11 protein-coding genes are annotated in these 14,545 nt (G+C 69.9%); 10 read left to right on the forward strand and 1 reads right to left on the reverse strand.

Going from position 1 to position 14,545, the window contains the following annotated elements:
* The first annotated feature begins 99 nt into the window (after positions 1-99).
* The 10 genes from ABIC47_RS13530 (at position 100) to ABIC47_RS13575 (ending at position 12,652) form a co-directional block, all read left to right on the forward strand.
* Positions 100-2,187, forward strand: coding sequence for a hypothetical protein (locus ABIC47_RS13530; protein WP_354481078.1), 2,088 nt, complete (start codon positions 100-102; stop codon positions 2,185-2,187).
* 7 nt (positions 2,188-2,194) lie between these two features.
* Positions 2,195-3,217, forward strand: a complete 1,023-nt coding sequence (locus ABIC47_RS13535) for a LacI family DNA-binding transcriptional regulator (protein ID WP_018190560.1) — start codon at positions 2,195-2,197, stop codon at positions 3,215-3,217.
* Positions 3,218-3,254: 37 nt separating this feature from the next.
* Positions 3,255-4,547 carry an ABC transporter substrate-binding protein gene (locus ABIC47_RS13540; RefSeq protein ID WP_089875381.1) on the forward strand — a complete coding sequence of 431 codons (1,293 nt, stop codon included), beginning with the start codon at positions 3,255-3,257 and terminating at the stop codon, positions 4,545-4,547.
* A 2-nt stretch (positions 4,548-4,549) separates the two neighbouring features.
* The gene (locus tag ABIC47_RS13545) at positions 4,550-5,527 is read left to right on the forward strand and encodes a carbohydrate ABC transporter permease (RefSeq protein WP_089875380.1); all 978 of its coding nucleotides are present in this window, start codon (positions 4,550-4,552) and stop codon (positions 5,525-5,527) included.
* Positions 5,524-6,435, forward strand: coding sequence for a carbohydrate ABC transporter permease (locus ABIC47_RS13550; protein ID WP_018190557.1), 912 nt, complete (start codon positions 5,524-5,526; stop codon positions 6,433-6,435). The genes ABIC47_RS13545 and ABIC47_RS13550 overlap by 4 nt, the downstream gene beginning before the upstream one ends.
* A 39-nt stretch (positions 6,436-6,474) precedes the next feature.
* Positions 6,475-7,500 (forward strand): glycoside hydrolase family 130 protein, encoded by a 1,026-nt coding sequence (locus ABIC47_RS13555; RefSeq protein ID WP_354481080.1) that lies wholly within the window; start codon positions 6,475-6,477, stop codon positions 7,498-7,500.
* The gene (locus ABIC47_RS13560) at positions 7,497-8,555 is read left to right on the forward strand and encodes a glycoside hydrolase family 130 protein (RefSeq protein ID WP_354481082.1); all 1,059 of its coding nucleotides are present in this window, start codon (positions 7,497-7,499) and stop codon (positions 8,553-8,555) included. The genes ABIC47_RS13555 and ABIC47_RS13560 overlap by 4 nt, the downstream gene beginning before the upstream one ends.
* A 96-nt stretch (positions 8,556-8,651) precedes the next feature.
* Positions 8,652-10,742, forward strand: a complete 2,091-nt coding sequence (locus tag ABIC47_RS13565; protein WP_354481083.1) for an acyltransferase family protein — start codon at positions 8,652-8,654, stop codon at positions 10,740-10,742.
* Positions 10,743-11,390, forward strand: a complete 648-nt coding sequence (locus ABIC47_RS13570) for an SGNH/GDSL hydrolase family protein (protein WP_354481085.1) — start codon at positions 10,743-10,745, stop codon at positions 11,388-11,390.
* A gap of 116 nt (positions 11,391-11,506) precedes the next feature.
* Complete coding sequence (locus tag ABIC47_RS13575; protein WP_354481086.1) at positions 11,507-12,652, forward strand: hypothetical protein; 1,146 nt, start codon at positions 11,507-11,509, stop codon at positions 12,650-12,652.
* Here ABIC47_RS13575 and ABIC47_RS13580 read toward each other — a convergent pair.
* Positions 12,561-14,453 (reverse strand): glycoside hydrolase family 15 protein, encoded by a 1,893-nt coding sequence (locus ABIC47_RS13580; RefSeq protein WP_354481088.1) that lies wholly within the window; start codon positions 14,451-14,453, stop codon positions 12,561-12,563. The two genes, ABIC47_RS13575 and ABIC47_RS13580, sit on opposite strands and share 92 nt — an antisense overlap.
* Positions 14,454-14,545: the final 92 nt, after the last annotated feature.

Consider the following 14,545-nt stretch of genomic DNA (forward strand, 5'->3'; position numbering starts at 1 on the left):
CTCACGTTGACTTTTGCCGCCAGCGCGCCTACCGTCCTTTAAACCGGTTTAGATAATGACCCCCGCCCGGGGGCCGCTCCACCATGAGGGGTCGCGACGATGCGTAACCGAGAACTGAAGACACCGCGGGCTGCGCTCGCTCTCGCGCTGGGCGCGACGCTGGCGGTGACCGCCGTCGCCCTGCCCGCGCAGGCCGCGACCACCGCTCCGGCGACCGTCCGCAGCGCCTCCGCCACCGCGGACGCCGCACCGCCGAAGCTCACAAATCTGGCGCATCTCGACTTCCTGCTCGACGATGTCCCGCTCCTCGCGGGCGTCGCCGGCCACACCACGTACCGTGCCGCGGAGGAGCCGGTCGCCCGCGCCCCCTGGGTGTACGCCGACCGGCAGTCCGACGGCACGTTCCACCGCGTCGGCGGCGGCCCGATCACCGACGCGGCGCGCGGCTGGTACGCCCAGGGCGCGTACGACGCCGACGACATCTCCCGCGCCGCGGTCGTCTACCTCCGCGATTGGAAGCAGAACGGCACGGCATCCAGCCGCACGTCGGCCTACGAACTGCTCCGTTCGCTCACCTACCTGCAGACGACGGAGGGCCCGAACGCCGGCAACGTGGTGCTCTGGCAGCAGCACGACGGCACGCTCAACCCGTCCGCCATCCCGAAGGAGCTGCCCGACCCGTCCGACTCGGCCGAGTCGTTCTGGCTCGCCCGCACCGTCTGGGCGCTCGGCGAGGGCTACGCGGGCTTCCGCGACGCCGACCCCGCCTTCGCGTCATTCCTCGGCGACCGGATGCAGCTGGCGCTCGGCGCCCTCGGCCGCCAGTCGCTCGCCCAGTACCCGCAGACGCAGGTCGCGAACGGCGTCAGCGTCCCCGGCTGGCTGATCGTCGGCAGCGCCGGGGCGACAGCGGAGGCCGTGCTCGGCCTGAGCGCGTACGTCTCCGCCCGTCCGGCGGACACAGCCGCGCGCACCGCCCTCTCCCACTACTCGGAGGGGATCGCGAAGCTGCAGAGCGGCAGCATCGGCCAGTGGCCGTTCGGCGCCCTCCTGCCCGAGGCGAACTCCCCCACCTTCTGGCACGCCTGGGCCGGGATGCAGCCCGCCGCCCTCACCGCAGCGTCGACCACCCTCGGCGACGCCTCCCTGCAGCGCAGTGCGACCACCGACCTCGCCCAGTTCACCGCCCAGCTGCTCGCGACCGGCGGACCGGACAACGGCTGGACGCCGACCCCGGCCGACCGCACCCAGATCGCCTACGGCGTCGACTCGCGACTCGAGGGCCTCGTCGCCGCGGCCGACGCGACCGGCGCCGGCGGGCTCGCCGCCCTGGCCGGAGCGCAGGCCGCCTGGTACTTCGGGGCCAACCGCGCCGGTGTCCCGGCCTACGATCCGGCGACCGGTGTCTGCGTCGACGGCATCGCGGCCGACGGCACCGTGAACCGCAACTGCGGAGCCGAGTCGGTCATCCACACCCAGCTGAGCATGCTCGCGCTGGATGCGCATCCCGCCATCGCCCGCGCCGCTACTGCCCTCACCCGCACGACCGCGACCCAGGGCCTGACGGTGGTCGAGGCGGAGTCCGGCACGACGACCGGAACCGTCACCACCGTCACGCCGCCGTCGGCCTGGACGGGCTCGGCCAACTGGTCGGGCGGCGCCTACCTGCAAGCCTCCGACCGTTCCACCGTCACGGTCACGCTTCCCACGGGCCACCCGGCGGCGCGCATCCTGCCGATCGCCGACCTCGGTCCGGGCGGAGCAGGCACGACCTCGTGGACCGCCTCGGTCGGCCGCCTGACGCTGCCCCTCGGCCGGACCGACAACGTCCGCCCCGGTGAGCAGGGCATCGCGCCCAGCCCGGTGTTCCTGCTGCCGCAGACCCTGCCCATCCCCGTTCCCGCCCAGGCCACGACGGTGACTGCGCGCGTCTCCGGGACCGCACGGCTGGATGCCCTCCTCGTCCAGCCCGTCGTGTCGCACCTTGGACTCGCGGGCAGCAGCAGCCTCGACGTCTACGTCAACGCGACGAAGCTGCCGGTGCCGCAGAAGCTGGATGCGACCGGCCCGGTCACCGCGACCAGCTACGACTCCTCCGGCCGCCAGGTCGGCCGCACGCAGACCGTCGGAGCCCACGGCATCATCGTGGTCCTCCCCGGCGGCTTCACCACGGTGACCCCGAAGTGAGCCCCGCATGAGTCCGGCCAACGTCACGATCAACGACGTCGCCCGCGCCGCGGGCGTCAGCAAGTCGCTCGTATCGCTGACCCTGAACGCGCGGCCGGGGGTCGCGAGCGAGACGCGGGAGCGCATCCTGCAGACCGCCCGCGACCTCGGCTGGACACCGCATCCCGGGGCCCGCGGTCTGAGCACCCGGCGCGCCTACGCCCTCGGGCTGGTGCTGCGGCGCGAACCCCGCACGATCGAGGTGGACCCGTTCTTCGCCTCGTTCATCGCCGGAGTGGAGACCGTGCTGGCCGAACGCGGCAACGTGCTCGTGCTGACCGTCGTGCCCGACCGCGCCGCCGAGGAGCGTGCATATGAGCGGCTCGTCGCCGACAAGCGCGTCGATGGGTTCCTGCTCACCGACCTCCTCGCCGCGGACGAGCGCATCCCGCTGATCTCGCGGCTCGGCTCCTACGCCGTGTCGCTCGGCGAGCCGCCCGGTGGCAGCCCCTTCCCCGTCATCACCCGCGACTACGACTCCGGCATCGACGAGCTCGTCCGGCACCTCGTCCAGCTCGGGCACCGCCGCATCGCCCACGTCTCGGGCGACGAGCGGATGCTGCACGGGCTCCGCAGGCGTGAGCGCTTCGAGCTCGCCGCGGCGGCGGCCGGGATCTCCCCCGTCGTCGTCACCACAGACTTCTCTCCCGAGCAGGGCGCCGAGGCCACGAAGGCCCTGCTCGAGACAGAGGACCGCCCGACGGCGATCGTCTACGGGAACGACCCCATGGCGATCGCCGGGATGGGCGTCGCACATGAGCGAGGGCTCGACCTCCCGGCCGAGCTCTCCATCACCGGACTGGACGGCTCGCACATCGGGTCGTTCGTCTACCCCTCCCTCACCACCCTCGACAACGACCCGGCCGGCTGGGGAACCGCCGCCGCCACCGCGCTGCTGCGGCTGGTGGAGGACGGCGAACCCGGCGACGTCGCGCTGCCGCCCGCCCGGCTGGTGGTGCGCGCCTCCACCGCCCCGCCGTCGGCAGGCTGATCGACCCCACCCCCCACACCCACCGAAAGGCAGAGACATGCGAAAGCGTAGGATCGCCATCTCCCTCATCACTGCCGGCATCGTCGCCGGCACCCTGGCCGCGTGCGGCTCGAGCGGAGGCGGCAGCACGGACGCCATGAAGGCGCACGGCCCGATCACCATCTGGTACTCCAACAACACCCAGGAGGTGCAGTGGGGCAAGGCGATGGTCTCGGCCTGGAACTCCGCGCACCCGAAGGAGAAGATCAAGGCGCAGGAGGTGCCTGCCGGAAAGAGCACCGAGGAGGTTATCGGCGCCGCCATCACCGCGGGAACCACGCCGTGCCTGGTGTTCAACAACCTCCCGGCGGCCACCGGCCAGTGGCAGAAGCAGGGCGGCCTCGTCGACCTGTCGAAGTTCCCGGACGGGAACAAGTACATCGAGGCCCGCAGCGGTGACGCCGCGGCCCAGTACAAGTCGGCCGACGGCGACTACTACCAGATGCCGTGGAAGCAGAACCCCGTCATGATCTTCTACAACAAGGCCATCTTCCAGAAGGCCGGCCTCGACCCCGAGAAGCCCGACCTGTCGACCTACGACAAGTTCCTGGCCGCCGCGCAGAAGATCAAGTCGTCCGGTGCAGCTCCGTACGCGATCTACCCGGCCCCGACGAGCGAGTTCTTCCAGGTGAACTTCGACTACCTGCCGCTGCTCGCCGCCCAGACCGGTGGCAAGACCTTCATCGAGGACGGCAAGGCCACCATCGCCGACCAGGATTCGCTGGATGTCGCCAACTTCTGGAAGACCATCTACAGCGATGGGCTCGCCGGCAAGGAGCAGTACCAGGGCGACGCGTTCCAGGACGGCAAGTCCGCCATGGCCATCGTCGGCCCGTGGGCGATCGCGTACTACGGCGACAAGGTCCAGTGGGGCTCCGTCCCCGTCCCGACCAAGGACGGCAAGTCGGCCGACGAGACCTACACCTTCCCGGACGCGAAGAACATCGGCATGTACACCTCGTGCAAGAACCAGGGAACGGCCTGGGATGTGCTGAAGTTCGCGACCAGCCAGGAGCAGGACGGCAAGCTGCTCGACGTCAGCGGCCAGATGCCGATCCGCAAGGACCTCGCCACCACCTACGCGTCGTACTTCGACTCGCACCCCGCGTACAAGGAGTTCGGTGCGCAGAGCGCTCGCACGGTGGACGACCCGACCGGCACGAACACCATCGCTCAGATGCAGGCCCTGCGTGACGCCTACACGAAGGCGGTCGTGAACGGCAGCGGATCGGTGGAGGACGTCTTCAAGGCGGCAGCCGACAAGATCGACAAGCTCCAGGCCCAGAAGTAGCCATGAGCACCTCCGTCCGCGGTTCTGACACCGCACGGCCGGCGGCGGGCGCCTCGCCCGCCGCCGGGTCGGGGCGCACGCACCGGCCGCCGCTCGTGCAGCGCATCCTGGGCACCAACCCGCTCGGCTGGCTGTTCAGCGCGCCGTATCTCGTCTTCGTGCTCGCGATCTTCGCGTTCCCGCTGTGCTTCGCGGTGTACATGTCGTTCTTCGACTACTTCTTCGCGGCGCCCGGGGCGAACGTGGATCGCCCGTTCGTCGGGTTCGACAACTACATCCAGGCGTTCACCGACCCTCAGGTGCTGCAGTCGTTCGTCAACGTCGGCATCTTCCTGATCATCAATGTGCCGCTCACCGTCATCCTGTCGCTGCTGCTCGCCTCCGGGCTGAACAGCATCGTCCGGTTCCGCACCTTCCTGCGGGTGAGCTATTACGTGCCGTACGTGACAGCGAGTGTGGCGACCATCGCCGTCTGGCTGTTCCTGTTCGGCCAGAACGGACTCGTCAACCAGATCCTCGGTCCGCTGGCGCCGAGCCCGAGCTGGCTCTCGAACCCGGCGCTCGCCATGCCGTCCATCGCGATCTACGTCACGTGGAAGGGTCTCGGCTTCTACATCCTGCTGTACCTCGCGGCGCTGCAGAACGTGCCGACCGAGCTGTACGAGTCGGCCGCCACCGACGGCGCGGGCAAGATCCGGCAGTTCATGTCGGTCACCGTTCCGGGCGTGCGTCCGGCGACCGTGCTGGTCCTGCTGCTCGCGACGATCACCGGCGCGAACCTGTTCACCGAGCCCTACCTGCTCACCGGTGGCGGCGGGCCGGAGGGCCGATCCGCCTCGCCGGTGCTGCTGATCTATCAGCAGGGCATCCAGCAGGGCCACCCGGGATACGCCTCCGCGATCGGGGTCATCCTCGTCATCGGGGTGCTCATCATCGGCTGGCTGCAGAACCGCTTCGTCGGAGGGAGGAACGAGTCATGACCACGGAGACCACCCCACGTGCCGTCGCACCGGCGCGGACCAAGCGCAGGAGGGACCTGGGCACCCCGCGGCGGCTGAGCCGCGGGCAGGCGATCCTGCAGGGCATCGTGCTGACGCTCGGCGCCATCGCGTTCCTGTTCCCCTTCTACTACATGCTGGTCGGGTCGCTTCAGACGGCCCCCGACACGACGATCGCGGGTGCCTTCCCGAACCCGGGCAACCTGACGCTGCAGAACTACGCCGAGATCAATTCGCGCATCAACCTGGTGACCGGCCTCGTGAACTCGGGGATCTTCACCGGCGGCGTGCTGCTGGGCACGGTCGTGTTCGGCGTGCTCGCCGGGTACTCGCTCGCGGTGCTCCAGTGGCGCGGACGCGGGGTCACCTTCGCCCTCGCTCTGCTGGTGCAGACCATCCCGTTCCAGCTGCTGATGATCCCGCTGTACGTGCTCATCGCTCGCAACTACGGGCTCGCCGACAACTACCTCGGGATGATCCTGCCGTTCGCGATCAACTCGGCGGCCGTGCTCATCTTCCGGCAGTACTTCCTGCAGCTCCCCAAGGAGCTGTTCGACGCCGCCCGCGTCGACGGGGCCGGCGAGTTCCGGCTGTTGTGGCGGATCGCGCTGCCCCTGGTGCGTCCGGCCCTGGTCACGGTGCTGCTGCTCACCTTCATCGGCCCGTGGAACGAGTTCCTCTGGCCGTTCCTGATCACCAAGGAGGCGAGCCTGCAGCCGCTGGCCGTGTCGCTGGCGAACTACATCTCGACGGTCGCGGGGTCCACCGCGAACCCGTACGGCGCGATCCTCTCCGGAGCCGTCGTGCTGGCCGCGCCCGTCGTCGTGCTGTTCATCGTGTTCCAGCGCTACTTCACCTCCACCGACCTGGGTTCGTCCGTCAAGGGCTGACCCACCCCGTCCATCCACAGAAACGAACCACGGGAGACCATGGACACCGTCCACACCGCTCCGGCGGAGCACGACGCCCTGCTGGCGAGCTACCGCGAGGCGCTCGCGCACACCAACGCCCTCACCGACCGCATCTCGACCGACCAGTTCTCGGCGCACTACCCGGTGCGCCCAGACTGGGCGATCGGACCGTTCGTCCGTGACGACGCGCTGACCTTCCGCCCGGAGGGCCAGTGGGACGACCCGACCGGGGTGGGATGGACGAGCGACTCGGTCTTCAACCCGACCGTCATCCAACGGGGCGACGACGTGCACCTGTTCTACCGGGCATCGCCGCGCAAGGAGTCGACCGCCAGCCGGATCGGTCACGCGGTCCGGCGGGACGGCGTCTGGCACGACTCCCCCGCCAACCCGATCCTGTATCCGACGCTCGCGAACGAGACGCTCGGCGTCGAGGACCCGAAGGTCTACGCCCTCGACACCGGCTACGTGCTCTTCTACAACGCGATCTGGCGACGGGACGACGGATCCGTCGCCGTCGACATCATGAGCGCGGTCTCGCACGACCTCGAGCACTGGACGAAGCGGGGCCTCGTCGTCCCCTACGAGGTGTCGGAGTACTGGGCGAAGGGAGCGGTCATCCCGCGCGACGCGCAGGGCCGGGCGGTGCGCATCGGCGGCGAGTACCTCATGTTCCTGTCCGAGGGATGCGGCGGCCGGCCCACGGTCGGACGCTCGACCGACGGCCTCGAGTGGCGCTTCGACGTGCAGCCCTACCTCGACCTGTCGCCGCTCCCCGGCTCGCTGTTCGAGGTCGCCTGCGCCGTCGTCGACGGCGACCACCTGGTGCTCGACTTCTTCTACGCCGACGCCGACGGCGACTTCGCCGCAGCGCAGGCGCTGTACCGGCTCGACGACCCGTTCACGCAACTGGAGCTGAACCGCGGCGGCTCGCTCGCCTGGGGCGGACTCCAGAAGCTCGACGGCCGCTGGTCGTTCGCCCAGGGATGGGATGCTCCACCCGGGGTCCGCGAACTGTACTTCTACAAGGAGGTGGACGCATGAGCGCGTTCCCGTACCGGCTCTCGCGCGCGGGCGTCGTGATGACACCTGTCGCGGGCGAGCCGCTCGAGGCGGAGGGGGTGCTCAACCCCGCGTCCGGCCACGGCCCCGACGGCGACCTGTACCTGCTGCCGCGCCTGGTCGCCGAGGGAAACGTCTCGCGCGTCGGGCTCGCCCGCGTGATCACGGAGGACGGCGTCCCGGTCGCCGTCGAACGCCAGGGCGTCGTCCTCGAACCGGACCGCCCCTTCGAGCGCGGCCGTTCGAACGCGGGCGTCGAGGACCCGCGCATCACGTTCATCCCGTCGCTCGGGCTGCACGTGATGACGTACGTCGCCTACGGACCGCTCGGCCCGCACACCGCGGTCGCCGTCTCCGACGACCTGCGCGCCTGGCGGCGGCTCGGCCCGGTGTCGTTCGAGTACGACGACGAGCTGGGGATCGACTTGTCGCTCTTCCACAACAAGGACACCGTGTTCTTCCCCGAACCGGTCACCGCGCCGGACGGCACCCCGAGCCTCGCCGTGCTCCACCGGCCGGTGTGGGACCTGGGCGAAATCCGCCCGGGCGAGGGCGAGCATCCCCCCGCGGGCGAGAGTCGGCCCAGCATCTGGATCGCGTTCATCCCCGTTGAGGCTGTGCAGCGCGACCTGCGTGAGCTCGCCCGCTGGCGGCAGAACCGGTTCCTCGCGGGTCCCGAGTTCCCGTTCGAGGAGCTCAAGATCGGCGCGGGCCCGGCGCCGCGCCGGGTCCCCGAAGGCTGGCTGCTCATTCACCACGGTGTCACCGGCCGGCTGGAGTCGGGGGTCGCGCAGCAGAAGAACGTCAACTACGCCGCCGGTGCGATGATCCTCGACGGCGACGAGCCGTGGCGGGTGCTCGACCGCACCACCGAACCGCTGCTCTCGGCCGAGACGGAGGACGAGCGGAGCGGCATCGTGCCGAACGTCGTGTTCCCGACGGCCATCGAGACGGTGGACGGCCGCGACTGGGTGTTCTACGGCATGGCGGACTCGAAGATCGGTGTCGCGCTGCTGGAGCGGGGGGAGACCGTCTGAAGCCGCTCATGGCGCGATTTGCGGGGATTATGCATATTGCACATGTAAAACGTATAATTCGCGATCAGCCGCCGGAGTGCTCTACTCTTGGAACTCGTGAACGAACCCCGGGACCGGTCCGCCGCCCCAGCGACCGCGGACAAGCCAGAAACGGGGTTCCGGCCTGAGATCCAGGGCCTCCGTGCTGTCGCCGTCCTGGCGGTGGTGCTTTACCACCTCTGGCCCGAACGCCTCACCGGAGGGTACGTCGGCGTCGATGTCTTCTTCGTCATCTCCGGCTATCTCATCACGGCGCACCTCTTCCGCGACTTCAGCCGCACCGGGCGTGTTCCGCTGACCACGTTCTGGGGGCGGCGCATCCGGCGGCTGCTCCCCGCATCCCTGCTGGTGCTCGCGGTGTCGTGCGTCGCCGTCTACCTCTGGGCGCCCGCGACGACATGGGATGCGTCGGCCCGGCAGCTGATCGCCAGCGCGCTCTATGTCCAGAACTGGCTGCTGGCCGCCAACGCCGTCGACTACTCAGCGATGAGCGAGAGCGCGACGGTGGCCCAGCATTTCTGGTCCCTCTCCGTCGAGGAGCAGTTCTATGCGGTGTGGCCGCTCATCCTGATCGGCCTTTTCTGGATCGCCGGGCGACGTGTGAAGTCGACGTCTCGGACCTCCGGTCGCACCGTCTTCATCATCGGCCTGGCCGTCATCTCCGTCCTGTCGCTCGCCTTCTCCATCTATTACACCGCCGTGAACTCCGCCGGGGCGTACTTCGTCACGCCGACCCGTGTCTGGGAGTTCGGGGCCGGCGGTCTCGCGGCTCTTCTGGCGGCCGACCGGCGGTTCAGCGGCCCGGCAGCCACCCTTACCGCCTGGGCCGCGGTCTGCGCCCTCGCCTTCGCGGCCACCACCTACACGGCCGCGACGCCGTTCCCGGGGTTCACCGCCATCGTGCCGGTCGGCGCGACCGTCGCGCTGATCCTCTGCTGCGGCAACCCTCATCCCTACGGTCCCGGATGGTGGTTGTCACGACGGCCGGCCACGTTCCTGGGAGACGTCTCGTACTCCCTGTACCTCTGGCACTGGCCGGCGATTGTCATCCTCCCGTTCATCCTGGGGCATCCACTGGGCTGGAAGACGAAGATCGCCATCCTGATCGGAGCGACAGCGCTGGCCTGGGTGACGAAGGTCGCCGTCGAGGATCCCGTCCGGCGCGGACGTCTGCTCCGCAGCGGGTGGCGCCCCTACGGGTTCGCGCTCGCCGGTGGCGCCGCGGTGGTGGCGCTCAGCGCGGTGCTCGTCATCGTTCCCACCGTCGGCACCCCGGTGGCGGCAGCACCGCGCTCGGGCGCCTGCCAGGGGCCGGCCGCCCTCACCCACGAAGCCGCCTGCTCACCGGTCACCGGAACCGTCGACGTCAGCCGGGTCGCGGTCGCGGTGTCGAAGGAGCAGCCGCTGTGCCTGCCCGGATTCGAGGGCTCGGAGCTCGTGACCTGCTCGTACGGCGCTCCGGCGTCGAAGGCGACGAAGAAGGTGGCGATCGTCGGGGACTCGCACGCGTCCGCCTGGATCCCCGCCCTCGACGCCGTCGGCAAGAAGCGCGGCTGGCAGGTCGTCTCCTACGTCAAGACCTCGTGCCCGGCAACGCTGGCGCTGCGCGTCCTCCCCAACGAGACGACCGACGCCAATCAGGCGGCGTGCCATCAGTGGGTGAAGAACCTGAACGCCCGCCTCGCCTCCGACTCCACGGTCAGCGCCGTGTTCACCGCTTCCTTCTCGTCCGCGTACACGTTCGCGTCCCCGCCCGACCACCCGCTCGCTGATCCCGCCATCGACGGATTCCTCGACGAGTGGGAGGGATGGCGCGCCTCCGGCAAGCGGGTCTACGTCTTCGAGGATGTCCCGCGCACGATCGGGACATCCGTCCCGACCTGCCTCGCCGGCCACGCGAGCGACCCGATGTCCTGCGCCGTGCCGCGAGCCTCCGCCCTGCCGCCGTCCATGGTGATCACCCAGGCCGCGACACAAGCCGACCAGCAGCACCACGTCACCCGCATCGCCCTGCGCGACCGGTTCTGCGACGAGCAGTGGTGTTACCCTCAGGTCGGTTCGGTCATCGTCTATCGCGACTTCTCGCATCTCAGCAGGGAGTACGCCACGGCTCTGGCCCCCTACATCGACCGGCAACTCGGAGGATGAATGAACGGACGACGCGGCTGGGCTCGCCTCGCCCGGTCGTTGGCCGCCCTCCTCCTCGTCCCGCTGCTGATCGCCTCCTGCACCTCGGTGCCACAGACCGATCGAATCCGCTTCGGTGCGATCGGCGACTCCATCACCGCCTCCACCGACCGCTTCGGCCTGCCGACGCACTGGACGTGGGTCGCCACCGCCGCCACGGGCGACGTCGCCGACGTGGGCGGCTACCGGCATTACGGTGACACCACCGCCGACATCCTCCGCCACGTGACCCCTCTTCCCGACGCGCAGGTGGTGGTCGTCATGGCGGGCACGAACGATGCACCGGTCGACGACCGCCCGAACCCGCGGACGCTGACGAACATCACCGCGATCTTCGAGAAGACCGGCGTTCCGCTGCGTATCCTCTCGGCGGTCGCGCCGCGGAACGACGACCGGGCGGCCGTGACACTCGAGCTCAACAGGGAACTCCGCGACCTCGCCCGACGCTCCGGCTGGACGTGGGTCGATCCGTGGACGGCGGTGAGGACTGACGACGGTCGATGGCGCCCTCACACCTCCGTCGACGGCATCCACCCGACGCCGGCCAGCGGCCGCATGGCCGGCGAGGTGCTCCGCGCGACGATCGTGGAGACGGTGACCGGGGGCTGACTCCCGCGGGACCCCGCGGCGGCCGCGCGGTCGGCGCACTCGCCGGGAACGCTGCCTGGTGCCCGCGCTCCGCACGGCGGTACAGTGAGCGCGTTCCCGGCCGGCGAGGTGGTGACATGGGCGACACCGTTGGGCAGATGCGGCGCACTCCGCTGCTCAAGGCAGAAGGAGCCGCCATCGTCGCGGGCGCCGCGGCGTTCGTCCTCGCGGGCATCGTCGCGCTCCCGCTGTTCTGGGGTCGCGACCTGCCGATCGCCGGCCCGGACTCCGTCGGCCAGTTCGTCGCGTACGCGGGCGGGATCGTCGCCGTGCTGGCGTACGTGGTCGGGAGGCTGTGGATGCGCGACGGCCTCACCCCGTTCGCCACCCCCGGCGAGCGGCGGCGGCCGGGCGTCTCCCCCGTCGACGTGTTCGACACCATCGCCATCGCCGTCGCGCATGGCGTCATCGCGCTCCTCGGCTGGCTGGTGCTCGGAACGGTGCTCGCGGACGGGTTCCAGGACGCGACCGTGTACTTCCTCTCCGCGTCCGCGCTCGCGGCGACCGCAGCGGCCGTCACCGGGTACGCCGTGTTCCTGTCGGCGGTGAACATGAGCCTGATGCGGCTGTCCACCGTGCTCGCCGCCTTCGTCATCGTCGGCATCCTCACGGCGATGCTGAGCGCGCCGGACCCGCACTGGTGGATGCTGCACCTGAGCGCGCTCGGCATGACCCAGTCGATCTCGTCCCTCTCCTTCAACCTGACCCTGATCATCGCCGGCGTGATCGTCACGGCGATGGCGCGCTACGCGACGGACACGCGCTTCCTGGCCCCGGCGTCGGAGGGCGACCCGGTCGCCGACCGTCGGCGTGCCGCGCTCATCCGTGTCCGCGTCGGACTCATCCTCATCGGAGTGCTTCTCGCGGGGGTCGGGCTGTTCCCGCTGAACGTCTCGCAGGTCCTGCACAACGTGTCGGCGGTCGGGATGGTGCTGGTGTTCTCGCTCGTCGTCTTCTGGGTGCGGGCGGCGCTGCCGGAGGCTCCCGTCGCGTTCTTCGTGCTCGGCTACGTGTTCTTCGCGACGATCGTGGCTGTCCTGCTGTTCTTCGTCGTCGGCTACTACGTGCTGACCGCGACCGAACTCGTCGCCGGCGTCGTCGTGTTCGCCTGGCTGATCGTCTACCTGCGCGTCAGCGGCGCGGTCGGCCGGAGGTCGTCCGCGGGGCGCCTGGAGGGGCCGCCTCTCGCTTCTGCTGCCGGTCGAGCGCAGCGTTCAGAGTGATCGCCGCGCGGATCAGCGCGAGATGGGTGAACGCCTGCGGGAAGTTGCCCAGCTGCAGCCCCGCCGGGTCGATCTCCTCGGCGAACAGCCCCAGGTGGTTGCCGTAGGTCAGCATCTTCTCGAAGGCGTACTGCGCCTCCTCGATGCGCCCCGCGTCCGCGAGCGCGTTCACGTAGAAGAACGAGCACAGCGAGAACGTGCCCTCCGCGCCGGGCAGGCCATCCGGCGAGGCGGCCGGGTTGTAGCGGTACACCAGGCTGTCGGTCACCAGCTCCTCGGTGATCGCGTCGAGCGTCGACAGCCACATGGGGTCCTGCGGCGAGATCATGCCCACCAGCGGCATGAGCAGTGTGATCGCATCCACCACGTCGGTGCCCGGGTACTGCACGAACGCCTGCCGGTCCGGGTTCCAGCATCGGGTGAACACCTGCTCGTAGACGGCGTCACGCGCCTCGATCCACGACTCGAGAGGAGCGGGGAGGCCGCGGTCGCGGGCGATGGCGATGGCCCGGTCGAAGGCGACCCAGCACATGATGCGCCCGTAGGTGAAATCCTTGCGGCCGCCGCGCGTCTCCCAGACGCCCTCGTCCGGCTGGTCCCAGTTCGCCACCAGCCAGTCCAGGATGCGGCACAGTTTGCTCCAGCCGGGGTGCCCGATCGGCCGGTAGCCCTCGGTGGCGTACAGCGCGTCCATCGCCTCGCCGTAGATGTCGAGCTGCAGCTGGTCGGCGGCGCCGTTGCCGATGTTCACGGGACGCGACCCCGCGTAGCCCTCGAAGTCCTCCAGCTCGCGCTCCTCCAGGTCGGAGGAGCCGTCGATCCGGTACATGATCTTCAGCGGGCCGGAGCTCTCGCCGGCCTGCTCGGCGACCCGATCGGAGACCCACAGCGCGAACGAGATCGCCTCCTCGGTGTAGCCGAGCGCGAGGAGCGAGAAGACCGAGAACGAGCCGTCCCGGATCCAGGTGTAGCGGTAGTCCCAGTTGCGCACCCCCCCGAGCTGCTCGGGCAGCGCGGCCGTCGGTGCGGCGACCAGTCCGCCGCTCGGCGCGTACTGCAGCAGCTTCAGCACCATCGCCGAACGCTCCACCGACTCGCGCCAGCGGCCCGAGTAGGTGCTGCGCTGCAGCCAGTCCCGCCAGAACGCCACGGTCTCGCGGAACGCCGCCTGCCCGGCGTCCGCGGTGAGCGGCTCGGCTCCGGACTCCGGCGCGGTCTGGAACACGAGGAGCCTGAGCTCTCCCGCCGCGACCGTGACCGTCGCATCCACATCGCCGCCGGAGAGGTCCAGTGCAGCGAGCTCGTCGGCCGTCAGGCCGGTGAGGGATGCGCGGACCGCGTCGCCCTCGAACACCACGCCGCCGTCGGCCGCGCTCGCCGTGTGGTGACGGCGGCCGAAGTCGAATCGCGGGCGGCACTCGATATGGAAGTCGAGTTCGCCACGGACGACCCGGATGCCGCGCAGCACCACGCGGTTGTCGCTCGGGATGGTGGGCTCGTCGGCGACGGGCATGAAGTCGATCACCTCACCGACCCCGGAGGGAGACATGAACCGGGTGATGAGGACGGCCGTCTGCGGGAAGTACATCTGCTTGATCCGCATCCCGTCGTCCTCCGCCCGGATGCGGAAGAACCCGCCCTTCTCGCGGTCGAGCAGCGACGAGAAGACCGCGGGCGAGTCGAAGCGGGGTGAGCAGAACCAGTCGATCGATCCCTCGGTCGACACCAGGGCCACGGACTGCAGGTCGCCGATCAGTCCGTGGTCGGCGATATCCGGGAAGGCGTGCTCGTCTGCGGCCATGATGGTGTCCCTCCAGTCGATGGCCGGATGGTAACCCCGCGACCCTCCGACCGGCGAGAGAGATGTTCCGGGCCGGACGGATTGCCGTCTAC

The organism is Leifsonia sp. 563 (assembly GCF_040545055.1).
Lineage (GTDB): Bacteria > Actinomycetota > Actinomycetes > Actinomycetales > Microbacteriaceae > Leifsonia.